This is a genomic window from Symmachiella macrocystis (assembly GCF_007860075.1).
GTDB classification, from domain to species: domain Bacteria; phylum Planctomycetota; class Planctomycetia; order Planctomycetales; family Planctomycetaceae; genus Symmachiella; species Symmachiella macrocystis.
This window is the reverse complement of sequence record NZ_SJPP01000005.1, coordinates 1-25,982: the sequence shown is the minus strand read 5'-3', so window position 1 is coordinate 25,982 and position 25,982 is coordinate 1. Positions and strand designations below refer to the sequence as shown.

The 25,982-nt window shown below is 52.7% G+C and carries 19 protein-coding genes and 1 pseudogene; 6 read left to right on the top strand and 14 right to left on the bottom strand.

Going from position 1 to position 25,982, the window contains the following annotated elements; all coding sequences use genetic code 11:
• Positions 1–5: 5 nt before the first annotated feature.
• Entirely contained in the window at positions 6–1,856 is a 1,851-nt protein-coding gene (locus CA54_RS28510; protein ID WP_146374423.1) for an arylsulfatase, read from the top strand.
• A gap of 66 nt (positions 1,857–1,922) precedes the next feature.
• Here the strand turns inward: CA54_RS28510 and CA54_RS28505 are convergent, their stop codons facing one another.
• Positions 1,923–3,206, bottom strand: a complete 1,284-nt coding sequence (locus tag CA54_RS28505; protein ID WP_197532940.1) for a carbohydrate porin — start codon at positions 3,204–3,206, stop codon at positions 1,923–1,925.
• A gap of 448 nt (positions 3,207–3,654) precedes the next feature.
• On the bottom strand, positions 3,655–5,385 hold the full coding sequence (locus CA54_RS28500) for a sulfatase-like hydrolase/transferase (protein WP_197532939.1): 1,731 nt from the start codon (positions 5,383–5,385) through the stop codon (positions 3,655–3,657).
• Positions 5,386–6,422: 1,037 nt separating this feature from the next.
• On the opposite strand from CA54_RS28500, the gene CA54_RS28495 reads away from it, so the two are divergent.
• Both CA54_RS28495 and CA54_RS28490 read left to right on the top strand, forming a co-directional pair.
• On the top strand, positions 6,423–6,716 hold the full coding sequence (locus CA54_RS28495) for a hypothetical protein (protein ID WP_146374421.1): 294 nt from the start codon (positions 6,423–6,425) through the stop codon (positions 6,714–6,716).
• A 60-nt stretch (positions 6,717–6,776) separates the two neighbouring features.
• Entirely contained in the window at positions 6,777–7,481 is a 705-nt protein-coding gene (locus CA54_RS28490) for an integrase core domain-containing protein (RefSeq protein WP_197532938.1), read from the top strand.
• Between the two features lie 200 nt (positions 7,482–7,681).
• Here the strand turns inward: CA54_RS28490 and cheB are convergent, their stop codons facing one another.
• The 10 genes and pseudogenes from cheB to CA54_RS28445 form a co-directional block, all read right to left on the bottom strand.
• Positions 7,682–8,746, bottom strand: a complete 1,065-nt coding sequence (cheB, locus tag CA54_RS28485) for a chemotaxis-specific protein-glutamate methyltransferase CheB (RefSeq protein WP_146374419.1) — start codon at positions 8,744–8,746, stop codon at positions 7,682–7,684.
• Positions 8,739–9,110 carry a response regulator gene (locus CA54_RS28480; RefSeq protein ID WP_197532936.1) on the bottom strand — a complete coding sequence of 124 codons (372 nt, stop codon included), beginning with the start codon at positions 9,108–9,110 and terminating at the stop codon, positions 8,739–8,741. The genes cheB and CA54_RS28480 overlap by 8 nt, the downstream gene beginning before the upstream one ends.
• 13 nt (positions 9,111–9,123) lie before the next feature.
• Positions 9,124–9,666, bottom strand: coding sequence for a chemotaxis protein CheD (locus CA54_RS28475; protein WP_197532935.1), 543 nt, complete (start codon positions 9,664–9,666; stop codon positions 9,124–9,126).
• Entirely contained in the window at positions 9,659–10,273 is a 615-nt protein-coding gene (locus CA54_RS28470; RefSeq protein WP_146374418.1) for a chemotaxis protein CheC, read from the bottom strand. Before CA54_RS28470 ends, CA54_RS28475 begins: the two co-directional genes overlap by 8 nt.
• 53 nt (positions 10,274–10,326) lie before the next feature.
• Complete coding sequence (locus CA54_RS30050) at positions 10,327–12,348, bottom strand: chemotaxis protein CheA (RefSeq protein WP_315851740.1); 2,022 nt, start codon at positions 12,346–12,348, stop codon at positions 10,327–10,329.
• A gap of 138 nt (positions 12,349–12,486) precedes the next feature.
• Positions 12,487–12,759: pseudogene (locus CA54_RS30295) on the bottom strand (Hpt domain-containing protein); the annotation flags it as partial.
• 127 nt (positions 12,760–12,886) lie between these two features.
• Positions 12,887–13,717 (bottom strand): CheR family methyltransferase, encoded by an 831-nt coding sequence (locus tag CA54_RS28460; protein ID WP_261343786.1) that lies wholly within the window; start codon positions 13,715–13,717, stop codon positions 12,887–12,889.
• 12 nt (positions 13,718–13,729) lie between these two features.
• Positions 13,730–14,872 carry a methyl-accepting chemotaxis protein gene (locus CA54_RS28455; RefSeq protein WP_197532934.1) on the bottom strand — a complete coding sequence of 381 codons (1,143 nt, stop codon included), beginning with the start codon at positions 14,870–14,872 and terminating at the stop codon, positions 13,730–13,732.
• 158 nt (positions 14,873–15,030) lie between these two features.
• A complete protein-coding gene (locus CA54_RS28450) occupies positions 15,031–15,558 on the bottom strand; it encodes a chemotaxis protein CheW (RefSeq protein ID WP_231963234.1) in 528 nt (175 codons plus the stop codon).
• Positions 15,559–15,791: 233 nt separating this feature from the next.
• On the bottom strand, positions 15,792–17,645 hold the full coding sequence (locus CA54_RS28445; protein WP_146374415.1) for a serine/threonine-protein kinase: 1,854 nt from the start codon (positions 17,643–17,645) through the stop codon (positions 15,792–15,794).
• 763 nt (positions 17,646–18,408) lie between these two features.
• Here CA54_RS28445 and CA54_RS28440 point away from each other — a divergent pair.
• On the top strand, positions 18,409–19,389 hold the full coding sequence (locus CA54_RS28440; protein ID WP_146374414.1) for an integrase core domain-containing protein: 981 nt from the start codon (positions 18,409–18,411) through the stop codon (positions 19,387–19,389).
• Between the two features lie 222 nt (positions 19,390–19,611).
• Here CA54_RS28440 and CA54_RS28435 read toward each other — a convergent pair whose 3' ends face one another.
• Positions 19,612–20,748, bottom strand: a complete 1,137-nt coding sequence (locus CA54_RS28435; RefSeq protein WP_146374413.1) for a leucine-rich repeat domain-containing protein — start codon at positions 20,746–20,748, stop codon at positions 19,612–19,614.
• Between the two features lie 726 nt (positions 20,749–21,474).
• Entirely contained in the window at positions 21,475–22,932 is a 1,458-nt protein-coding gene (locus CA54_RS28430) for an RNA polymerase sigma factor (protein ID WP_146374412.1), read from the bottom strand.
• Between the two features lie 415 nt (positions 22,933–23,347).
• Here CA54_RS28430 and CA54_RS28425 point away from each other — a divergent pair, with 415 nt between their 5' ends.
• Together CA54_RS28425 and CA54_RS28420 are read left to right on the top strand one after the other, a co-directional pair.
• Positions 23,348–24,571: a hypothetical protein gene (locus CA54_RS28425; protein WP_146374411.1), complete on the top strand. Its 1,224-nt coding sequence runs from the start codon at positions 23,348–23,350 to the stop codon at positions 24,569–24,571.
• A 536-nt stretch (positions 24,572–25,107) separates the two neighbouring features.
• On the top strand, positions 25,108–25,982 hold an 875-nt coding region (locus CA54_RS28420), incomplete at its 3' end, for a DDE-type integrase/transposase/recombinase (protein ID WP_146374410.1).

Genomic DNA, 25,982 nt, shown 5'->3' with positions numbered 1-25,982 from the left:
GTCTCGTGCCAAAGATCGTTCAACGGATATTTGAGACAATCGGCTCTAAGCTTGAAATAGCATTGCGGCAACATGAAACTGCGGGAGCTGGTGATATCCGTTCGGGGGGGGAGGTCACTGTTTTAGGCTGGTTAAACTGTAATCATATGTACGGCACGAATAGAAATAAATATCGACGGTGGCTACTTTCTGCAGGATATTGTGGAGGTAAATTGATGATTAAGCACTTGTTGATTACGCCTTTGTTGTTTGCGCTAGTGTCATCAAGTGTTGCACAGGATTCCCCTCCAAACGTGCTGCTAATCGTCGCCGACGACATGGGTTACTCGGACATCGGACCATTTGGTGGTGAGATCGCAACACCTACCCTTGATGCGTTGGCGAAACAAGGCCTTCAGTTGACCAACTATCATGTGCTGGCGAGTTGTTCACCTTCACGTTCGATTCTCTTGTCTGGGATGGACAACCATCGTGCGGGCTTGGGCACAATGAGCGAACTGTTGACAGAGCAAGCCAAAGGTAAGCCTGGCTATGAAGGTTACTTGAACCATCGCGTCGCTGCGTTGCCCGAGGTACTCAAGGCAAACGGCTACCGCACGTATATGGTTGGCAAGTGGCATCTTGGTGAGGATGAATCAACCATCCCGCACGCAAGAGGCTTTGACGAGACCTTTGTGCTCGTTGGCGGAGGTGGAAGTCATTGGAGCGACGGTCAATGGGTAACGCCAACTGTGCCGGTGAAGTACAGCCGTAATGGCAAAGAAGTGAAGTCGCTGCCGGAAGATTTCTACTCGACCAAGAACTACACCGACAACCTTATCGAGTGGATCAAGAGGGATCAGGACAGCGACAAACCTTTCTTTGCTTACCTGTCGTATACCGCTCCGCACGACCCGCTGCACGCTCCACAGAAGTACATCGACAAATACAAGGGAACATACGACGGCGGGTGGGACACCTTGCGTGAGAAGCGTCTGCAAAAGTTGAAAGAGCTCGGCGTCATTAACAAGGATGCCAGACCTTTCCCTCGCTTACCCACAGTGAAGGCGTGGGAAGAGTTGCCGGAGGATGAACGGGCGTTGGCAGCCCGCGACATGGAGGTCTACGCCGCCATGGTCGATTACATGGATGGGCAGATCAATCGCGTTATTGATCAACTGAAATCGGTGGGCCAATATGAGAATACGCTCATCATCTTCTTCTCAGATAATGGTGCCAACGGATCTTCGCTAGCGACTTATCCTGGTCAGACGAGTGAATACATGAATAGGTTCGACAATCGTCTCGAAAACCGCGGTTTGAAGAACTCGCTCATCGACATGGGCCCAGGCTGGGCTCAGGCAAGCATGTCGCCAGGCCGTATGTTCAAGGGCTTCACCGCGGAAGGTGGCATTCGATCTCCACTACTGGTGAAACTGCCCGGCAAAATGGCAAACGCCGGCAGCATCAACCAGTCGTTCTTGCACATTAGGGATATCATGCCGACGATTCTTGACGCGGCCAATATCAAACAACCGGCGACGCAGTTCGCGGGGCGTTTGGTACAACCCATCCAAGGAACTTCCATGCTGCCACTGCTCGAAGGTCGCGAATTAGATACGGGTCCGGACGTTCGTGAGGTCGGATACGAGCTGTTTGGAATGAAAGCCTTCTTTGCGGGCCGCTGGAAAGTTCTCTGGATGCCAACACCACATGGTACGAGTGAGTGGGAGTTATTTGACCTGAAGCAAGATCCGGGCGAGCTGAATGACTTAGGCAAAAAATACCCGCAAAAACTCATGGAACTTGTAGCCCGCTGGGAACAGTACAAGAAAGAGAACGGCGTCCTTGATTTGTCTTCGGGTGGCGGCAAGTAAATGAAGCAAGAGTCGTGCGACCACGATGTGGGCCATCTCTCAAGCTCTTTGTATTTCAATAATCGACTAGAAGTCAATCTTTCCCCGCAGGCCAATAACAACCGCCGTATCTAATGCCTGGGGCCCGGGGTTGACCACTTGCAGGTCCCCAGTTAAATGGAACCAAGGTGTAATTTCCGCGTTGTAATAGACTTCGCCACCATGCACATCTTCTAGCGGATTCGCAAAAACAAACAGACTCTTGAAGTCGCTGTTGAGCCCGCTATAGAAGTAGCCCATGCCCATGCGGTCGTTAGGCCGATTGTCCATCGCGCCGAATGCTTCTATCGAGACTGATGCTGTTACTCCGAATGGTGAAGTATCCTCATCGGATACGCCTACTCGACCAAACAATTTCGTATACCGTCGATCGTTGCAGGGGTCGGCCCATATCCTCTGTTCGGCTAGGTATTGCAGCATCCAAGAACCAGTTTGCTGAGTCGGTGTCACGCCTCCAGGTGGAACGATGACCCAATCGGAGGTGTCAAATGACGTGTACTCGCCAGTGGCGTATGTCCCTAGTATGGTGTGCGACCCTCGCAAACCTCCAAAGTTGGTATTGTTTCTTGCGAGCCCCACCAACGTCACGCCATTCGGGAAATCGAGACCGACTGTTGTCGGAGATTCCTGGCTTTCCATCACGACAAACGCAGCTTGCAATCCGCGTTCACCTGCCTTCATGATCGCGGCAATATTTGAAATAAATGGCATGCTGGGAGTCGCGTTCATTGGCATCGGAATCGACATGTTCATGAAACCGTCAACTCCGCGACCGTAGTCAGGGTATAGCGTTTCCCAAAAGTCGAGTGTGTTATTCCTACCCACGACTGCGGTAAAGCCGCCTCCAAGTTCATGTTCATAGAGCAAGTGTGTTAGCGCAAATGATGGTTCCGGAAGCGGTGAGACCAGATTCGCGTTGACAGGGGCCAAGCCTGCGGCATCCCCGATGACATTCTGACCGAACTGCCAGTCAACGGCGTGGATCTTTATCTTTCCACCTCGCCACAGCCCCATCCGCCCCGTGTCGCCGAGGATGAAAAGATCTAGTTTATCTCCATATCGAAATTTTTGTTCAGCACCGCCGCTCGCTACACCTTGGTAAAACTGTGTCAGAGCCGACTCGACAACGATCCCTTGCTGCGCTAGAGATGTGCGGTGACCAAACCAGTTGCCCGTGAGTTTGTCACGACACAGCAAGGTATCGCAGCAATCACAGGTTTCAAGATATTGCTCATTCAATTCCTGCGCGTAGCCGAATTGGGGAGCACAGAGAAATGAGAAAACGACAAAAAACACCGATAGGGACCGCATTGGGCAAGTTCCTCCATAAACGGAATCAAGCCCGAGCAAGGCCTTCCGTGCGCATCGGAAATGTTCTGCTACCATCTTGATCAAATCCACCATTGATTAAGTTACAAGCGAAAGAGATGCGATCGTGCAGATTATTCGGCCAATGAATTTCTGCGGAGTGCCTCACATTCAGCAGAAACTTATCTCAGATCCGTCTAGCAGACGATCGGCCTTAACAAAGTTCGGTATTGGACCGTCTTCAAGTGACTCGTTCTGTAAAATCCGACAGTGCACTGTCGTAAAACGTTCGAAAGTCGGCAAGTGTCAAAAACCTAACCGGCAACGTTTTGTGGCAATACGGTGGTATTACGGGATGTCTCATGTCGAACGGGTTGATGAGACGAATCAACGAAATCGCCCCACCGATCGCGTGACCGACGGGGCGAGATGACGCAAACGTCAGCGATTTCTACTTTCCAAAATCGGGGTCGGCTTTGGAACCTGGAATCTCGAACTCAAGGTATTCCTTCACGTCGAAGGGCATGTTCTTGATGTTACGTCTGATGTGGTCAGCAATCGCCTTTGTTTCCGGTCGTGCATTGGAAAGTCCGGTATACGGAATCCCGTAAGCCTTTTTCTTATCGGGATACTTCTTTTTCATCAGCTCGTGCCGGGCACGCATGCGATTGAACTGACCCTGCGTGTGAATCAGTGGTATGAGCATCGGGTTGTCTTCGCGGGTATCGACGTAGAGATCGTAGTACGCCTCGGGCAAACCGGACGATGCGCCCTCGCTGCTGCCAAGCCAGTGACGCTTGTAGCGTCCCTTCACGGTCGCCCCGAGCGTGTGACCGGCATAGATGAAGACGTAGTCGCGTCGACTGTGGGTGTCGCCATTCAGCAAGAGAGCCGTTTGGTCAATCCCGTCGATCACGCGGTCTCCGGGGATATGTTTTGTCGCACCAGCCAAGCGGGCGAAGGTCGTATAGAGGTCGGTGACGTGGACGATGTCGGCAACGGTCTGCCCCGGTTCGATCATGCCTGGCCAAGATGCAAACGCAGGCACGCGAACTCCCCCCTCGGTGAAATCGCCTTTTCCACCACGGTACATCAAGCTGAGCATGCCGAACTGCGGTGGTGGGCTATGAACCATAGGTCCATTATCGGCCATCGCGACCACAAGCGTATTCTCTGCGATACCAAGCCTTTTAAGTTCTTGCATGAGATCGCCGACAAATGCATCCAGATACTGCATTTCTTCGGAAACCATTGTTCCCGCCTGCGTGCTCTTCTTCGGATAGGTCTTAATGAGGTTCAGAAGATTTGGCCAATACTCGACAAAGAACGGCTTACCTGCCTTTGCGTTTTTGCGGATGAAGTCAACGGTCCGCTTTTCGCACTCGGGATCCATTTTTCTGTACGACTCGTTAGTCGGAGTCTCCCATTCCTTTCCTTGCTCGCCCTTGCGCCCTTCGATTGCCATCACAAGCCCCGTCGGAATCAGACCGGGATTGTCGAGTCGGTAAGGGTCGGCTGGGTAGTTTTCTGGGGAAAAGCCGCGAGCGGCCCCGACGGCGTCACCTGTCCTATTCCACTGCGAGATGATTTGATTCATTGGAGTGAACAGCGTTTCGTCAAATCCTTGGTTATGCGGGTAGCTCTCCTCAATGTCTCCCAGGTGTCCTTTTCCGAAATGTGCAGTGGCATAGCCTTCCTTGGACAGAACCTCGGCGATGGTGACCTCATCAGCACGCAAACCAGCCATTTCGTGCGGCATACCGACCTCGCCCATTCCATGCCGAACTGGGTGTCGACCGGTCAGAAAAGCGACTCGCGTGGGTGTGCATGATGGTTCTGAGTACATCCGTGTGAAGTTGATGCCTTCTCTCGCCATCCGGTTGAGATTCGGTGTTGTGAATCCAAAGTTTTTCTGTAGGGCGGGAAAGCCAACCGCTCCAAATGTCATGTCGTCCCACAGGATGTAAACGATGTTTGGCGGCTGGCCATGCTTCTTTCGCAGCGTGGCAAGTTTCTCGTCAAGTAATTTATCCTCCGCTGCCCACCGCTGGCCATTCTGGGCTTCGAGAATGTAGTATTCTGCGTCTTGGATGATCTTGCCTACTTGCGATTGAGCTGTAACCACTCCGTTGCTAACAGTAAGCAGCAAACAAAACATACCTATTTTCACGACTCTCATCATGGCGTCACTCCAGGTGATTGTTATTCGGTCAGATTGGCGTATCGACAAAAAAACGGAGAGGCGATCCGCACATCTCTGTGGCAATGACAAATGAGACTTAATCATGACCAAACCACAGCCTATAGTCAATTAAACGCGGTCAGTCCCAGAATACGTTCGGTTTATGCGATTGGAGGGCACAATCCGCTACCCGACAACCATTGGTACGATCATCGTGCCGTTAGCGATGTCGACATTCAAAGTGCTAACAAGCCCTCACAGCGGTGGCAAATGAGATAGCCAGGATCGCGAACGCTATGCTATGTTGCGTGCAACAATCGACGGACTCAGTTCGAAAGTTGTCCCCATCTGGCACCATTAGCAACCCTCTTCGAACTCGCCTCTACTGAGACTTTTTTGCAGGTAATCCGTTAACCATCCGGCCCACCAAAACCAGAGAGTTCGAGAGTTCCAAGCGGGGTCCAATCCAGAAACCCACTTTCCGGAACGGACCCCAATCCAAACGTTTCGAACCAGAGAGTTTTGCCAGAAACCTGGGCGTGCCCCAAAGCCTTTGACTACGTAGGGATATACGCAAAAACGCCGTAGCTCTCGCCACGGCGTTTCGTGTAAACCAAATGGGAGCAAAAGTTCGCTCCCGAAATATTAGCTCCCCGTGCCAAACCCTCTTCGAACCAAATATCTCTTTGTGCAAAGAGACATCGGGGCTGTTAACCGCCGCAAGGCATGTAAAGAACGTACGTTACGGCGAGAGCGAGGAGTGGCAGGCGACGCGAGTTTGCCTTTGGGCGACAAAATTAAATGTCGCGCGCCAGATTTTTGGTTAACAGTTTTCTCTCTCTTTGTGTTAACCGGAGGGGAGTGCCAAAACCTTTAACCCATTGGTTAACAGCAACCGCGACAAAGAGAGATTTTTCGCCGCTCGAAACCGTGGATTGTCGGCGCCGAATCGTTGCGACACGCATCCCAGCGGGGTACAAAAACAATGCTATCTCCCAACTCGACAACATGTTATCGAAATCACAGGCAGGCACAGGATGTCCCGGCTGTTTCACCCGCTGTTGCTGCTCATTGCCAACGCCACTGAACACCGACTGGCCAAGCACGCCCTATATCTGAAGGAAGAGCTGGCAATTCTGCGCGCCCGCGTCCCTGGCAAAAGTCACACGAAACCGGAGGAACGTGCCCGATTGCTCAAATTCGGCAAACCGCTCGGCAAGGACATCGACCGGTTGATCAGCATCGTCACGCCAATCACATTCCATCGCTGGGTCCGGAAAGAGCGACGCGGCTACAAGCCGGCCAAACCGGGGCGACCCCGAAAACGATAAGTACTCCGCGAACTGGTCCGCAAGATCGCCCGTGAAACCGGCGTCGGCTACACGCGCATCTTGGGCGAGTTGCGGCGGCTCGGCATCAACCGCATCTGCCGACAAACGGTCCGCAACATCCTCAAAGAGGAGGGGATCGACACCTCGCCCAACCGGTCTCAAGGTTCTTGGGAGCAGTTCATCAAGATCCACGCCAAGACCCTCTGGGCCTGTGACTTTTTCACAAAACATGTCATCACGCCAAGAGGGCTTGTGAACTATTTCCTGTTGGTCTTCATCAATGTCGAGACCCGCGATATCTTCGTCAGCAACTCCACGGCGCACCCCGATTCCGCATGGGTAACACAGCAGGCCCGCAACTTTCTCATGCAAACGGCCGGTCGCGACGAAAAGCCAGCCTGCCTGATTCGCGATCGCGACACGAAATTCACGGCACAATCCGACGATGTACTAAAAGCCGAAGGTGTAAAGATCAAAGTCCTGCCGGTACAGAGCCCGAACCTGAATTCCAGATACGAACGAGTCATCAAAAGCATCAAGCAGAAATGCCTGAACAATTTTCTGGTCTTCGGCGAGCAGCATCTGAACTACCTTGTCCGTGAATACGTCCGCCACTACAACGATGATCGAGCCCACTCTGCCTGTGGACATTTATCGCCCTCATGCACTGATCCGCCACCGGAGAACAACACCATCGTTCTCGATGACATCGTCCGCCGTGAACGACTCGGCAGTCTGATCCAATGGTACGAACGCGCTGCGTGATTCTTTAATTGCTCCCGTTCGCGACACCTGCGAAATCCATATAAGCGCAGCGTGAAAAAACGACCCGAATTCAATCGCGACTACCGCTCACTGCTATCATTTCAGCCAACAGTTTTCGCACACGTTTTAAGGCGTACTTGCTATCTTCGCTCCACTTCAGTTGCTCACTATATTTGGACCGCGCGACGGATCTACTGTGTTCACTTCGCCTCGCGGCAAATTGCAGCCGCCATTTGATTCAAGGGGATGATGCGATCAGCCAGACCATTTTTGATGACCGATTTCGGCATGCCGTAGACGACACACTCACGTGCATCTTGTGCTAGAATACGAGCGCCGCAATCTTTGAGTAGGGCGCAACCTTCGGTGCCGTCATTGCCCATTCCAGTCAGGATGACGCCGAGCATTTTCTTTTGCGGCACCGTTTGGAATGCTGAACGGAATAGATAGTCCACTGCGGGGCGACAACTGTGTTCTGGGGGATCGTTGCTAAGTCGCGTGACGAGTCCGCCTTTACTGCCCGCTATTCCCATGTGTCGTCCGCCTGGGGCGATGAGGATCGATCCCGGTAAAATTGGTGTATCATCCTGGGCTTCCACAACATTCAGTGGGCAGAGTTCGTCGAGCCGGTTGGCTAGGCTGGCAGTGTAGTTTGGCGGCATATGCTGGACAACCAGAATCGGTGCGCGAAAGCCTGCTGGCAAGGAAGGCAGGAGTCGTCTGAGCGCATCTGGTCCTCCGGTCGAGGTGCCAATCAGAACAAGTTCACAACGAGACGTCTCGCCAACAAATTCGTCTTGTTGGGCTGAATCCTCAACTGATGCAACATCGATTGATCCGTAGTAGGATTCATAAACGGCCTCGAGAATGCCATCGAGGGCATCTGTTAGTTCTCGTTTGTTCGCCTCGACATTTCCGCCGGATGGCTTCAGGATGAAATCGAATGCACCTTCCATCAGCGCATCGGTTGTCACTTGAGCGCCGGCAGCGGTGTGGCGGCTGACCATGATCGTTCGAGCACGGTCACCGCGGATTTTCATTTCACGCAATACCTGAATGCCGTCCATCCCTGGCATCTCGACGTCAAGTGTTACAACGTCGGGATCCAACTCACCAATTTTTTTAAGCGCCAGGATACCGTTCTCGGCGCTGCCAACGATCGAGACTGTGTCGATTTCGCGCAGCGCATCGCGGATCAATACCCGGGACAGGGTGGAATCATCGACGACGACGACCCGTAGACGCTTCTTACCCACTCTATTCATCCTTACATTTGTACTTTACAAAGAAGCCTTTCAGATGTTCTGGATCGAACGGCTTCACGATGAAATCTAAGGCTCCACTGACGATGCACTCCTGGAGTTTTGCCTTTTGATTGACCGCGCTGACCATAACGATTCGAGCTGAGGGATGTTGTTCACGAATTGCCTTGAGCGCGGCTAAACCGTCCATTTTCGGCATAACCATGTCAAGGGTCATCAGGTCCGGCTGGTGTTCATTGTACTTTACAACGGCGTCTTCGCCGTTGTCGGCTTCGGCGACGATGGTCCAGCCCGCCAGTGCGGCGATCTCCTTAATCTTCATGCGCATGATCAGTGCGTCATCAACAATCATCAATCGGTTCGGCATTGTGTCAGCCTCATCAAATCTCTACAGCGTCGCACCCAACAATCTCAATTTGGACACGACTTGTGCTGGGTGTGAACATCATTCGCCTCCCTTGTTGCCCGCCGCAATGTCGTCCCAGTATGGGAATGTTGCGGGATTCGAGTTCCCGTTCGATGGCGGCCAGATTTTGCTCGCCAATCGCGACGTCGGCTGATGTAGCGAACATCCGCGCGCCACCGGCAAGTTTCGCTGTTAAGCTCTTCAATCTGCCGTTGTTTAGGCAAATGAGTCGAATCAACTCTGGAATTGCCGTGTCAACGAACTTGCCCGGAAGACCTTCTTGGCCGCGAGAATCCGGTAGTACGACGTGGGCAAGGCCGCCGATTTTTTTGTGCGGATCGTAAAGGGCAACGCCGACGCAGGAGCCAAGCAACGTCCGGATGGTTTCGCCCTTTGTCACAACAGCAATCTCGCTCATCCGCACAGTAACCACTTCCGGTGCTTCGCCACTGGTAGCTCGACCGGCGACGTGCCGCCGCCGAGTTTGGGGAATACGTTCGATCCGTGACTCATTCATTAGGCAAGGATTCCTGTAACTTCGCCATTGATGTTGCGTCGGGAACCAATAGGAGCGTCCAGTTCAGCGGTTGCCCTCGAATCTCGAACCGAGCTCGGGCAAGGAATACCGTGTTAGACACGACGGCTTGTGACATGAACAGAGACTGCAGCAGGCTCTCGGCGAAATCTCGCTGGAAGGTGGGTGGCGAGGGAATCAACTCGTTTATTGTCGGCGTTTCCACCGAAAGCTGCCTAGCCAGTGAATTCAGGTAGGCACAGCCGATAATATTGGCCGATTCGAGTGCTGCGGACTGTTCAATTTCGCCCCATTCGGTAGCTGTTTTCACTGGCTGATTGAGTAGAAGATCAGTCAGTGAGAGTCCGCAAGCGTCTTCAAATGCAAACACGAGCTGGCCGCTCAGCGATCCATCGAAATCCATTGCGCAGACGCAGAGTGTTGTCTCGGGGTCGCCCAGCAGATCACTGACCTCGGCCAAAGGTTTTTGATCGAGTGATTCGATCAAGATCATTGACGGTACTGCCAGCCATTTGGCCATTGCTTCAGACGCCTCCGCAGCCCCTGCATGAAATGCTGCTTCAAGGCGCCGAAGTTGTGGTTCAGTCAATCGTGGATCGTACATGCTGGAAGTTGCTCGCACTAAAACTCACCCATCCGGATTCACTCGGCCATTGTCCCTTGAGACACCGGCAGTCGCGCACGTTCTGATGCCAACTCGGCCACGGCATTGACATCGAGCATCAGGCAAACGGTGCCATCGCCCATCACACTAGCACCAGACAGGCCTTGGATGCTGGTGAAATTGTCGGTCAGCGACTTGATCACTATATCAGCTCCCCCGAGTAGTTCGTCCACGCACAGCCCAATTGTCTGATCTCCGCTTTGCAAAACGACAATGTTGACGGCCGTGGGTGTTGTCCTTTCACCGGCTGCAGTCGAGGCCATTTTATGGAATGTGTTCCATTCAAATATCTCATTCATCCCGGCCACCGGAATGAATTTCCCGCGTACGTCGATTGTACGGTGATTGTGGACAGAGTAGACCTCATGGCGGGGCACAGAGACTATTTCACGAACATCATCGATGGGGAGGGAAAACACACCGTCACCGAAGCGGACGAGCAAGCTGCGAATGATGGCGAGTGTCAATGGTAGTCGAATGGTGAAGGTTGCGCCCTGTCCAGGCTTGGAATCGATTTCGATCGTGCCATTTAAGTCAAATATGCGATTGCGAACAACGTCCATGCCGACTCCGCGACCGGAAATGTCAGTGACCTTCTCTGCTGTGGTGAACCCAGGATGCCAGATGAATTCGATCACTTGCTGTTCGCTAAGTTCCCGCAACCCAGCCTCTGAGACAAGGCCTCGTTCTAGCAATCTCTCGCGGATGCGTTCGACATTGATGCCGGCACCGTCGTCGCGCACACGAATGAAAACATTATTGCCGCTGTGGGATGCTTCGAGAGAGATCGTGCCTGCTTCTGGTTTCCCCAGTCGAGCACGCTCGTCTGCCGATTCCAGCCCATGGTCGATCGAATTACGTACCAGATGGATTAGCGGATCACCGAGCTCATCAATCATGCGTTTATCGAGTTCGGTCTTCTCACCAAGAATGGCCAACTGCACGTGTTTGTTGCGTTCCACTGACAGATCCCGAATGACCCGGCGAAATCGGTTAAATAATGGGGCGACCTGGACCATGCGCGTCTCCAACACACTGTGCTGTAGGTTGTTGGAGACCCGGTTGAGCTGATCGACAGATTCAGCAATCTGTGTGAAGTGCCTCCTTCCCTGCTCCCAGATTGTGGATTGTTCTTCGAGTTCGGTCAGATCGTCTTCCAGATCCTTGAGGACGTGCCCCCAGCCATTAGCTTCGGTACCCATCGAATCGCTCAACTCTTGAATTTTCTGGAGCCGAAGCCTGAGGCGTTCGTTGAGATCCTTTGCTCGGTTCGAGGCACTCCTGTTGCGAAACAGGGATGTCATATTACTAGCAATCTGCGTGAAACGTGCACGTGTGACAACGAGTTCGCCGGTGAGATTCATCAGCCGGTCCAGTCGGTTGATGTCGACCCGAACTGTCTCTGCGACCTTTGGGCGACTTGCTTCACCTGTGAGACTGGGTTTCGTTTCATCGCCGGAAGACATTACCGTTTTAGGCGGCGATGAATCGGATATGATTTCCCTAGCGGTGTCATTTTCGGGGATAGCATGGGCTGGCTCACGCTCTTTTCTTGGCGGCGGACCGCTGTGTTTGATTTCCGTCAGGCCAGATTCAGGACTGGGAGCAACGGATTTGTCGCCGTCCGAGACCGTCGATGTCTGTGCTTCTGGTGGCTCTTGGTCTGCATGCGTAAGGGTGTCGCCAAGGGACGGGTCGAGCATTGCCCCCCCCTCAATCTTGACGGATTCCACACCATCAACATCGGCAATCTCACGCACCTCGTTGGGATCGTGATTTGACATGACGATGACCGCAAATTGTGGTAGATCGTCTACACTCTGGACCTCGTCAATGGATGGATCGGTGGCCACAATCTCACCGATCTGTGATAGCCTCGCAACAATCAAACGCGCTTTCAGATCGGCAAGTTGAAGTCCAGGTTTGAAGCAGACCCGCACGCGATATGCACCCTGTAATGCCAATGTCTTGGCAGATCGGTCTGGCAGGTCATCAGGCACATCGACAGAGAAGTCATTCGCAGCACTGGGGTTGGCGGACTTTTGATCGAGTTCTGCCAGTCGTGCAATTAGGTGACTGCCATCCCCTGGGGGCTGTTCACCGCGGCGGAGACCGTCATTGAATGCCCGGAGAAAATCTACGCACTCCAGCAAGAGGTCCATGGTCGCCTTGTCGAGTATTCGATCGCCTGTGCGAAAAGTTTCAAAGCGATTTTCAAATTCGTGGGTCAATTCGCTCACGCCCTCGAAGCCCATCATTCCCGACGAACCCTTGAGCGTATGCAATAGGCGGAATGCTTCGTTGAGTGCCTCGATATTGTGTGGATCATCTTCCAGCGTTAGCAGCGACTCGACGAACGCTTCCAATTCCTCATCGCACTCGTCGAGGTAGATCTGGAGATAATCCGTCATCTCGTCTGATGACGACGGTTCGCTGGGATCGGGTTGTTGAGGATCGTCTTCCACGAGATTGCCCTAATGCCTTGCTGCCGTATACAGCCCGTTGAGTCGCACAATTGGTATATGCAACTCAATGGGCTTATTTAACCTTCTGGTAGAGGAATGTTGAGTGCTTCTTCAGGTCTCCAAGCATGTCATAGATTCCTTCTGAGGGACCGACCACGAGCCAGGCGTTGTCGACCATGCGGCTAATCAAATTGCCGATCACTTTCTTCTTGGATTCGCGGTCGAAATAGATTAGGACATTGCGGATGAAGATACAGTCAAAAGGCTTTACTTCCATTGGCTCGATCAAATTGTGTCGTCGAAATTCAACCATGTCTTTTAAGGCAGGCCGTACGTACCACTGGGAATCTCCTGCCTGTTTCGTAAAGTACCGCTTTCGGCGTTTGTCGTCGACTCCTTTGACCGCGCGTTCGTCGTAGGCGCCACGTTCGGCTTTCTGAATGACTTCGGCATTGATGTCGGTGCCGACAATCTTGAGGGTCCAATTCCTCAGGCGGAGTTGGTTTTCGGCCAGACAAACTGCCAGCGAGTACGGTTCCTCGCCCGTACTGCACGCCGCTGACCAAATACGCAATGATTTGGATCGCATTCCTACCTGTGCCTCTCGGACAACCTGCGGGATGAACTGTGAGCGAAACCAGTCAAAGTGCTTATCCGTCCGAAAGAAGAATGTTTCGTTGGTTGTGACAACATCCAGAAAACACGCAACCTCTTTTTTTCCTTGATGGGATGTCAGATGTTGCAAATATGATTGATATCCATCAAACCCACCCGCTTTCACCCGTCGGCGAATGCGGCTGCTGAGGAGTGACCGCTTCGTCTTCGGAACACGGATTCCACTCATTCGATAAATGAATTCCTGACATCGAGTGAACTCGTCCTCATTGAGTTCAACGGGATCCACTGGCTTGCCTCCTTACATGTTGAATTGCGACACGAGTTGCTGTAGATTGGCAGCTTGAGCACCAAGTTGTTCTGCACTCGCAGCCAGTTCCTCAGCGCTGGCCGCGTTCGATTCTGTCGTGTCAGAAACGGACTTAATTGCGGAATGGGTTTCGCTCGCGCTAATCGATTGGGTTTCGGTCTGCTCGGCGATATGGGTGATTCCCGCCGCCGTCTTGTCAGCGGCGGCAACGATCGCTTTGAGGGAGTCGCCCACGTTCTCTGACAATTGCGCCCCTTCGGCAACTCGGCGAGACGATTCCTTAATCAACTGCGTAATCTCCTTGGCGGCCTCACTGGAGCGTTCGGCAAGTTTGCGCACTTCGTCGGCTACCACCGCGAATCCCAAGCCGTGCTCGCCAGCTCGAGCGGCTTCGATGGCTGCATTGAGAGCCAACAGGTTCGTCTGGCTAGCGATCTCGCTGATCACTTGAATGATGTCATTAATCTGCTCGCTCGACTTCTCGATCAGGCGCATCGCGTTGATTGCCTCATTGACAGAATTTCCGCCATCCTTAGCCATTGTCGCGGTCTCGTCAGCCTGCTCTTTGGAGCCAACCGCACTCTTTGAAATCACTTGGATGGAGCCGGTCAGTTCGTCGATAGATGCGGTCATCTCTTCGACCGTAGCAGCCTGTGTCTGCGCGCCGTCGCTGAGAGTCGCACTGCTGGAAGCAATCGCCTTCGAGCCTTCGGCAAACTGATCGGCACTTTCGACGACGAGTTCGATTAATTCCTGTGTCTTCTTTTTTTGTTCGATTGCGTTTTTTTCCAATTGCACTCGCTCAGTCACGTTCGTCGCAAACTTGACAACTTTGATCGGCTTGCCATCAAGGTCAAGAATTGGGTTGTACGAACCTTGGATCCAGACGTTTTGGCCATTCTTTCCCACACGGCGGTACTCACCCGCCATGTACTCTCCTCGATTCAATTGAGCCCAGAACTCCTTGTACGCGGTACTCAATCGGGTGTCTTCGTCGACAAACATGCTGTGATGTTTGCCCCGAACCTCGTCCAGAGTGTAGCCCATCGCGTCTAAGAAGTTCTCGTTGGCTGCAATGATCGTGCCGTCCATCTCAAACTCAATTACTGCTTGAGACTTATTGATGGCATCCATTAGCCCAGCATTCTCGACAGAAGCCAGTTTCTCATCAATGACACTGGACGTACTGCTGCCGGTTTTCGTTCGCTGGCTCTGAGACGCTCTGCGAGAGCGACGTGTGGGAGTGGATTTGGCCATGGATGTCATCTCTAGTTGCGTTAGAATACTGAGAATTACATTTCAGATGTCGCGGTATCGTGAATCGCCGCTCGTTGAACCTGATCGAGCTTGTCTGGCTCCAATAATTCATTGATGTTCAGAATCACGAGGATTCGGTCATCGAGCTTGGCGAAGCCGGTGATATAACCTGTCTGGTCGGCGGTAATCATGTCTGGTGCAGGCTGTATGCTCTCGGCGGGGATGCGGATGACCTGTGTGACGGCATCCACCGTGCATCCCATCGTTCGTTCGCCGACATTAACCACGATCGTGCGACTCTCACGATCCGCCGGTCGCGATTCGAGACCAAACAGACACCGCAGATTGATGATCGGAATGATCGTTCCACGGAGGTTACTGACGCCCTCTACGTAGGCGGGAACCTGGGGCGTATGCGTGATTTGCGGGAGAATAACAATCTCCTGGATCTGCTCGATCCGGAATGCGTACTCCTGGTCTTCCAATCGAAAGCCCACGAACTGAGCCGTGTTATTGTTCCGGACCATAGATTCGCTGAGTGCCGAGTTGCTTGGTTCCTGCACGGTTATGGCTCGCTGAATTTAGCTAACGGTTTGGTCAATGTGGGTAACCTGGGGCATGCCTTATTATGAGTGCTGAGGTACCCAAAAGCAATATGCATCATTCTATTAGCCAAGGAGCGAATCAACCGCACACACACATATTATATATCCGTTACGACTCGCAAAACTGGCAGCGGAAGTTCTACCTTGAAAGAGGGCACGCTGCCTAAGGCCTCGCTTTGGTAGAAAGACGATCACAACGTGATCTGGAGAATGCGTGTCAGCCGGATATCATCGAGCAGACAGCGAGTTACTGCCGTGAAACTCCTACATGACAACGCTCGGAGAGTCATCTGATGGCCATCAACCTGCACCGCCGCAGTCGCTTTCACTTCGATTGTCTTGGCTTCAGACACTCGCAGCAACCGGCCGGCGTAGAGCTTGGTATCGCCAGTCGCGTCGCCAGCGGTGCGTAGTAGAATTGCTAAGTCAAACTTGCCAACCGGTCCCTTCTCTGTCCCGAGATCCACCAGTGTTGTGATTTCAACGTCGAGCAAACCGACACTACGAATCAACTCGGCCATTGAATACGGAATCTGGTCTCCGTCACCGACAATCAACACGCGCAGGGAAAGTGGATCGATTGGAACGTCAAATGACATTTTCGGCGCGTTCAGGAACGTGCAAGCATGTACTGCCCGTAAGATGTCGTCCGGCTTAGTTTTCTTTGAGACGAGCGCCAGCGCACCGGTTTTTCCGGCGTCGATCAATTCATCGACTGTCGAATCGCTTGAATTGAGGACCAACATCGACTGTTGCAATCGCTGGTCGGTACGCAGCTTTTTAATCATGTCGACACCGCTCAGATCGGGAACATGCATGGATGTCACTACAACGTCGGGAACCAGCGAGGGATCGCTGGTTGCCTCTGCCGCCCGGTCGTGCACACGGATCGATGAGATTCCTGACTTTGCCAGAGCATCGCGCAGCATTAGAGCCTGTATCTTCGATGGCTCAATGATGCAGACCGATTCCAGTGTCCGCCATTCTTCAATAATCCTCTCCGGTTTGGTACCAGATGTCGGCTCAGATTGTCGATGATCGAGCGACCGTAGGTCGCGCGCCATCTCGGCTGCATCCTGATAACGCTCCTGGGGCTCCTTTGCCATCGCCCGCGCGATCACGTCTCGGCATCCAGCAGGCAAATTACCGTTCAACTCGTTGGGATCCGGAACCGGTTGTTCCAAATGGGCGTACATCAATTGCACAATTGTCGGACAGTTGTCGAACGGAAACTGGCCCGTCAGGAGTTGAAATAAAGTCCCGCCAAGACTGTAAATGTCGCTGCGGTGATCGATGTTGGCGCCGCTGAATTGCTCGGGGCTCATGAATTGTGGCGTGCCCATTACCTGGCCAGCTTTGGTCACGGCGGTCCGTGTATGATTGGCTGCATCCACCAATTTCGCCAGACCGAAGTCGACAACCTTGACGACCCGGCCCTCTGTCAACATCAGGTTTTCGGGTTTGATGTCGCGATGCACAAGTCCTGCCGCATGAGCGGCTTCTAATCCATCGGCAGCGTCCGCCACGATTCGGCAGGCATCCTCCCAGGGCAACGAGCCGGACTGCTCCATCAGATCAAGAACGCTCCCCCCACGGATCACCTCCATTACGATGTAATTCAAGTTGTCCTGGACGCCAATGTCATAGATCGCGACAACGTGCTGATTGTTCAGTTTTCCGGTGGCCTTGGCCTCGGTGAGAAAGCGATCCAACGCCTGCGGTCGCGAAGCAATCTCAGGCGGAAGAACCTTCACGGCTACCTCACGTTCGATCATCGGATCAAACGCCAAATAGACGGCCCCCATCCCTCCGGTACCAAGGAGCTGGCGGATCTCGTATTTTCCCAACGAGGACCCGACCTCCAGTTCTGGCACTGTCGGAAACTCGTTATTGTCGAACTCCGTCTTGGCGCCCATAACTGTTTTTACATTCAGGCCATCACATACGGTCTCCGAATCCAAATCGGGTTCATGCTCCGTGATAGGAGTTTGAGGTTCCCCCGCTCGGTTCTCCACCGAGTCGTTGCTGGCACCTTGATTAGCCATTGGACGACTTCTCCATTAAATGTCTGGTATTCACGTCAGAATGTATACTACTAAGCCCGATTAGAGATCGTCAAATCCCTTTGATACTGAAGTAATGCTCGATGAAGGCCATTTCATAAAGCCACTGTAGTATACCGCATTCTTGTCGCTTCGGCACCAAGCACATCTGCTGGAAAACGGTCCGCAATATTCTCAAGAATGAGGGGGCGAATAATTGCCCAAGCGCTCCTGCGTCACCTGGGATCAATCTCTGGCCTTGCACGCCTAGAAGCGCTGGGCCTACGATTCCCGTTCAATACTTCCCCGTTCGAAACCCTCTTCGAACCAATATCTCTTTGTGCAAAGAGACATTTGACGGACGCCGCGACCTAAAGCATGGAACGCGAGCAGGTTACGGAGAGAGCAGGGCAGGGCAAGCGATGCGAAATCGGCTTAGCGCGACAAAAATCGAATGTCGCGCGCGATTTTTGGTTAACAGAAATGCCTCTCTTTGTGTTAACCGAGGAAGAGTGCCAAAACCTTTGACCCATTGGTCAACAGCATGCGCGACAAAGCGACGTTTTTCTACGTTCGACACCCCTAGTTTTCGCCGCCGAATTGTTGTGACGCACGTTCCGGCGGGGTACAAAAACAATGCGATCTCCCAATTCGACTACACCTTATCGAAATCACAGACAGACACAGGAAGTCCCGGCTGTTTCACCCGCTGTTGCTGCTCATTGCGAATGCTTCTGAACACCAACTGGCCAAACACGTCCAATACTTGAAAGAAGAACTGACGATCCTCCGCGCTCGCATCCCTGGCGAAATCCACACCAAGCCGGAGGAGCGTGCTCGGCTGCTCAAGTTTGGCAAACCGCTGGGCAAAGACATCGACCGCCTGATTAGCATCGTTACCCCCAGCACGTTCCATCGCTGGGTCCGGGAAGAGCGACGCGGCTACAAACCGGCCAAGCCTGGACGCCCGCGGAAGCGGAAAGTGCTCCGTGAACTGGTCCGCAAGATCGCCCGCGAAACGGGTGTCGGGTACACGCGTATCCTCGGCGAGATGCGGCGCCTGGGGATCAACCGTATCTGTCGGCAAACAGTTCGGAACATCCTCAAAGAGGAGGGGATCGACACCTCGCCCAAGCGATTCCGTGGCTCCTGGGAGCAATTCATTAAGATGTACGGTAAAACGTTGTGGGCTTGTGACTTCTTTACGCAGCGCGTCATCACACCGCGGGGTCTTGTAAACTATTTACTGTTGGTATTCATCAATGTCGAGACCCGCGAGATCTTTGTCACCAATTCCACAGCGCATCCCGATTCGGCGTGGGTCACGCAGCAGGCGAGGAACTTTTTGATGCACACCGCTGATTGCGAGGACAAGCCAGCCTGTCTGATACGCGATCGCGACACGAAGTTCACGGCACAGATCGACGACGTGTTCAAAGCCGAAGGACTGAAGGTCAAGGTCCTGTCGGTCCAGAGCCCGAACCTCAACTCGCGCTGCGAACGGGTCATCCAGAGCATCAAGCAGGAATGCTTGGACAATTTCCTGATGTTTGGCGAGCAGCATCTGAACTACCGCGTCCGTGAATACGTCCGCTACTACAACGATGATCGTGCCCATTCCGCCTGTGGACATCTGCCTCCAACATGCGATGATCCACTACCCGAGAACAATACGATCGTACTAAATGACATCGTCCGTCGCGAGCGACTCGGCGGCCTGATCAAGTGGTACGAACGTGCAGCGTGACTTTTTTCGATTTCGCTACTCTTCGCATCTTTGCTCCCCGTGCGCGTTTGGGCTGTCAGTCCCGGTTTGAAATCAAATTCCTCGCTCGCTACCATGATTTCCGCCAACAGTACGTTCAAGAAATCTTGAGGCCAACTTCGTTTTGTCGTTCGACTTGCGTCCGTCACTGTTTTTGGACCGCGCGCCATCATTGTTTTTGGACCGCGCGGCCTTGATCGTTTCTCATCGCCCGATCTGCACATTCGGCAAAAGTTCCTTGAGTTCCTTCATGCCCGCATCCGTAACTTTGGTATCTCCGAGGAAGACGGCATTTAGGTTCTTGATGGCTTTGAATTCCATCAACCCCGCATCCGTGATTCGAGTTCCCCTAAGGTTGACAAAACTCAGTTTCTTGAATTTTCTCATCTCTTTCAGCCCAATATCTGTGATCTGGGTATTCACGAGATCGAGTCTCGTCAAATTGAGGCTACTTAGTTCCTTCAAACCAACATCCGTAATTGGGGATGAACTGAGATTGAGGTTATTCAGTTTCTTGAATTCCCCCAGGGTCTTCAGCCCCAAATCTGTAATCTGGGATCGTGAGAGGTCAAGCTGTGCGAGGTTTGGGAGTACTAGCAATTCCTTCAGTCCGTTGTCTGTGATTTTCGTATTTCCGAGCCAGAGCGAGTACAACTTCTTCAGTTCCTTCAATTCTTTCAGACCCTCGTCTGTGATCTGGTTCCCATAGAGGACGAGTACCGTCAGGTTCTTGAGTTTTTTCAATTCTTTCAGACCGGTATCGGTAATTTTGGTGTTTTGAAGGTGGAGCATCTTCACATTCTTGAGCGGTATCAAGAGATGTACCTGCTCGTCACCGAAATTGTGATTGTCAGCAAAAAAAACAGTGATATCCCGTCGTCCCTGAACATTGCCTTTCCACTGAACTCTACCGCCCAGTTCTTTGATCGATTGGAGAGACGTGGCCTGCTCGAAGACCCGCAACTTTGGTAAAGATGCACGCAGTTCAAGGACACCTGCAGATGTAACGCTGGTCTCGATCAGATTCAATTCTGCCAGGCTCTTGAGTTCGGAAATCTGCTTCAGTCCCTTGTCTGTTATTTTGGTGCCGCTGATGTCAAGTTTTGTGACGTTGTTGAATGCTTTCAGCAAATGAATGTATTTGTCGTTGAACCGTTTGCTCCCGACGAGTGAAACTCCGACGACAGGGTGATTCGGCAACTTGTCGTCTCGCTTAATTTTTCCGCCAAGTAGTTCGATCTTCTTAATCGCCTTAGATTCATCGGATTCGTCAAAAGCAATCACAACGCTCGCAGAGACCGAATACACAGCGAACAAGAGAAGAAGTTGAAAACGCATCATATGGCCTCAATCACAACTCAAAGGTGATAACAACTACATGACGGGGCAATCACGCTCAAGTATACCAGCATAGTTATTTTGTCGTAAGTTCGAACAATTCAGAAAAAACGCGACGTTGCCTTCGGCTCTTGCGGCTGTTCAGGCTAAAATCCAAACGCCGACGACGACCACGCTCTTTGACGGTCTCACACGACCCAGGCTTTATCGATCTGTCGCCGGCCGCCGTGGGGAAGCCTGCTTCGCTACGCTCCGCATCCTTCCCCACGGTGATGTCCATTACATCATCCGTCTCTGTTAAAGCAAACATACAAAACCTTCGCAAACCACAATGACGTCCAATCTAGCACCGCTAAATCCCGACACTCTCGGTTCGAGCAGAGAGAGTCTCTTTGTGTGGGTTAACGGCTGTTGCTACCGCTCAATCGGTCCAAAAAGTGATGGTTGGGTCCGCTCTACCGGAACAAACAAGTTGCTCAGACCGTCTTCCACAATTAATATCATCTACCACCGCCACGACGGACTGATGGCATTTTGAATTCGCAGGTGGCAGAATGCACGCTAGTGCCCGCCGCTGCGGGCACTAGTCCTGCTGGCAACTAGGTGTGCCAAATTCCGAACGTTTTCTGACACAGTGCTTGGCGTCATTACAATCAGCACGTAGCGAAGCGGACGTGGCTTCTCGCAAGCTGACTCGTGCTCCCTAGACATCTACATACGTTCGTCCGCCTATTCCCGCCTGCCGTAAACCCGTTTCCAGGCAATTGTGGTAAGGATAACTTGAGTCATTGTTACGGCTGTCATGGTTCCAAGGTACCAAGGGATGAAGTCGACAAAAGCTGATGCCCAGACACTCCGCCTCCAAAACATGATGAGAATTGTCACAAATGCTGTTAGCCCAGTGCCAACACCGAACAACTGGAAAGACCACTTCGGAAGTCGAAGGCTGACCTGGGCTGCAATGAAACTTATGCCGATCGCTGTCGCGAACATCGCCCACAATACAATCCAGTCATGAGCTATTAATGGCAAGACGGCAGGTCCGGCGATCACAAGCAGCGAGCTGAGGCAGAAGATTCCGCAGACCTTCAAAGTAATTGGTCCATTGTTATCGGATTCGAAGAGCGGCCTTGATGGAGTGAAAGTCCCCGCTTCGATGCGAATACGTTCGACTCGTTTTCCCATTTGTCGACTAAAGACGATCCAGGGAATGAGGAACACAATCATCAGCGCAGCTGGCAAATAAGGTCGCAACAAGGGAGGTTCGATGTACTGCTGCCACCAAAGCGACGAAAAAAGCGTCGCCGCATAGACTACGAAACCGCAAAACCCAATGAACAAATTGCGGTGCAACAACTGCCGCTCTTGTACCGAACGAGCGTCGTCAAATGCCGACTTGAACAACCAAGCAATCACGGGCAAATTCAGGATCGGCCATAGCAAGAGACCGCCCAGTCCGCTTCCCACTCCAGCACCGATAGCCGATTTTGCGACGGTCGTCGTAGCAGTCGTGACTCCTGCTGCAGCCGCCGAATTTGATGTTGCCCCGGACAGCCCCAATATGACAGCGCCCGTAAATGCCTTTGCCGGTTTGGAATCGGACAGTACTGTTTCAACGACTGCAGCAAGATGCTGTCGCAACATATTCCGGCCTCGCGACAATCGCTGCTTCACGGCATCCTCAGACAAGTCCAACGCATCGGCGACCCGAGCGACCGACTGGCCTTCACGGTAGAACAAAATCAAAGGCTCGCGGTATTTTTCCGGCACGTCGGCCAACGCTTGCCATACCAACTTCTCTTCTTCCGCTCTCGCCGCCCGTTCGCTCGGAGTTTCAATAATTGAGGGAATGTCAGGAACCGCATCCAGATGTGCAACGCGAGTGACGCCACGTTCCAATCGTTGCGACGATCGATGGGCCAGATTTCGTACGATTGTGCAAATCCACGCCTTGAACTTGCTGACCTCCTTCAGGTCGGCCAGCTTTTGCCAGGCGAGAATGAAAGCATCTTGTGCAAGATCCTCGCTCAGCGCCAGGTCGCCACAGCGGTTATAGGCGACAGAGCACACAAGCGACTGATATCGCTCAACGACTTGGCCATAAGCATTTTGGTCGCCCTGCCCGCAAAGTTGAATCAGTTCAGCATCAGTTGCCGCATACAAGTCGATAGGATCGATAGATTTCATAGGAAGCCTTTTGCGGTTGATGGTCTAACAATATCATAGAGACCAATGCACTACAGCCGGTGACAAGAATTTCCGGAAAAGCCCCATTCCCTCAAATAGCCGGGGAATTCGACAAACGAGCCAAGAGGTAACCTTACGTGCACCTACTGCTGGGGAACGCGACCTTCGGGTGGTTAGACTAGTCCTGCTTACCACAAAATGGATCGGCGCTTCTGGCGATAGAATCAGTCCATGTGACTGGTGTCATCCATGGAGGCAGGACTAGGTGTGCCAAATTCCGAAGGACTTTTGGGACTTCTTAATCATTCTCTACTTTGTTGCGTTATTTCGTGTCAAAAGCATCGTCCTAATATCGGCCGTCCTTTTCGCAGGAAAGCGATTGAACCAATCTCTTTGGTAGAGCAGGGGTTATGACATGAAAAGAAGTACTATGCTGAGTTTCTTACTACTCTTGGCCGTTCTGTCGACGGCAGGCAGTAAGCTTTCCGCATTCTGGCAAGGACTTCAACCAGGCGCCGAAAGCAAAAACGGGCGGAGGACCCCATCAGTTGAGCGGAAAGCCTCCACCAAGCAGATTCTCGTTCACTTGGTTAAGGGAGCCGCGAATGAACATAAGCCAGCCAAAGACGATTCAAATGCAGAAGTGGAAGCGAAGCTGTCACCTCAGGTGGAGAAGTTCCTGAAATGGCTTCCGGTCGATACAGAAACCTTGATCGTCGCGCATGACGTACCGCTTTCCAAGCCGACGCGATCCGCCGAAGGCGATGTTCGGGAGAAAGTGAGTGTTGAGAGATCTCAGCAACTGACCACGTCGATGAACTACTTGGCCAAGTCAGTGGCTTTGGGGAAGTTTTCAACGCTTGGCTGCGGCAACATGTTGAAAAGCGGGTCCTACGTCAAGCTTCTCAAAGATGTTACCGTGCCTCTGGTTGTCTACGGCGGACGAAACTACGAAGTCGTGAGTGCTTTCGGTACGTATCGTTACGAAGGCTGCAGTATCTTGGCTTTCAAGGACGAACTGGCGACAGCCGGCAAGGAGTATTTGAAGGCGTTGCGCCGCGACGCCAATCAGATACGTCGGATGAGCGGCCACGACGTGTTCGTTTTTCCGGCCGACAAGAACGAAATGGAGTCGTTTTACAAGCTCAAACCATGGCAAGGCGTGTACGTCACGACTGTCGGGGCGAACGTGATCCTCTCGGCAACTAGCGACGCATATCTAGAGGAGATTCTCCATCGCGTTGACGGACAAGCTGACGATCGCGCTCTGCCTGACACGTTGCCGCAGTGGTCGTATGTCGATTCGACAGCCAACACGTGGGGACTCCGGAACATTCCAGCCATTGAGAACCAAAAACTAAACGGTCTCGTTTGGATGTGTCAGCCCAGCCATCGCAACACGCTGGAAGTGATCTACCTTCCGAATGCTCCTAACAATGCAATGAAGCCGGCCAAACAATGGTTTGGCCTTCAGGACACCAAAGACGACGCCACGAAACTTCCGGTAGGAGGAGGGGCGATCGAGTTGCACGACGACGGCACAACGCAGGTCACCGTGCAGTTCGACAAACTCAAAGACAACAAGTGGATTCCGATTTTTCCCATCTTCTGGCTACAAGGGTATTATGGAACGTGGTAGGAACGGAGCTGTCTTGGCCGGGCTCGTTTCAGTCGGCGACGTCAACTCCTTACCTGGTGTTTCGCATTCTAAAAATAATCCATTTGAAGAGAGACATATACCCCATTCCCTGGACCAATTTTCAACCAAGTAAGGCTATCGCTCCCTATCTCCCCGTTCAAAACCCTCTTCGAACCAATATCTCTTTGTGCAAAGAGACATTGGACCTGTTAACCGCCGTAAGGCATGAAGCGAGCGCACGTTACGGCGTGAGCGGAGCAGGGGAGGCGACGCGAAATCGGCTTCGGGCGACAAAATCGAATGTCGCTCGCACGATTTTTGGTTAACAGAAATGTCTCTCTTTGTGTTAACCGGAGGAGAGTGCCAAAACCTTTGACTCATTGGTTAACAGCTTGCGCGACAAAGAGAGATTTTTCGTCGCTCAAAACCGTGGATTGTCGGCGCCGAATTGTTGTGACGCACGTTCCGGCGGGGTACAAAAACAATGCGATCTCCCAATTCGACAACACCTTATCGAAATCACAGACAGGCACGGGATGTCCCGGCTGTTTCACCCGCTGTTGCTGCTCATCGCAAATGCCTCTGAACACAGATTGGCCAAACATGTCCAATATTTGAAAGAAGAACTGTCGATACTTCGCGCTCGCATCCCCGGTGAAATCCACACGAAGCCGGAAGAGCGTGCCCGGTTGCTCAAATTCGGGAAACCTCTCGGCAAGGACATCGACCGCCTGATTAGCATCGCCCCCCCCAGCACGTTTCATCGCTGGGTCCGGGAGGAGCGACGTGGCTACAAGCCGACCAAGCCGGGACGCCCCAGAAAACGGCAAGTATTGCGTAAGTTGGTCCGCAAGATCGCTCGTGAAACGGGTGTCGGGTACACGCGTATCCTCGGTGAGCTGCGTCGCCTGGGGATCAACCGTATCTGTCGGCAAACAGTTCGGAACATTCTCAAAGAGGAGGGGATCGACACGTCGCCCAAACGCTCGCAAGGTTCGTGGGAACAGTTCGTCAAGATGCACGCCAAGACGCTCTGGGCCTGCGACTTCTTCACGCAACGCGCCATTACGCCGCGGGGAATCGTGAACTATTTTCTGTTGGTCTTCATCAATGTCGAAACCCGTGAAACCTTCGTCACGAATTCCAAGGCGCATCCCGATTCGGCGTGGGTCACGCAGCAGGCGAGGAACTTTTCGATGCACACCGCTGATTGCGAGGACAAGCCAGCCTGTCTGATACGCGATCGCGACACGAAGTTCACGGCACAGATCGACGACGTGTTCAAAGCCGAAGGACTGAAGGTCAAGGTCCTGCCGGTCCAGAGCCCGAACCTCAACTCGCGCTGCGAACGGGTCATCCAGAGCATCAAGCAGGAATGCTTGGACAATTTCCTGATGTTTGGCGAGCAGCA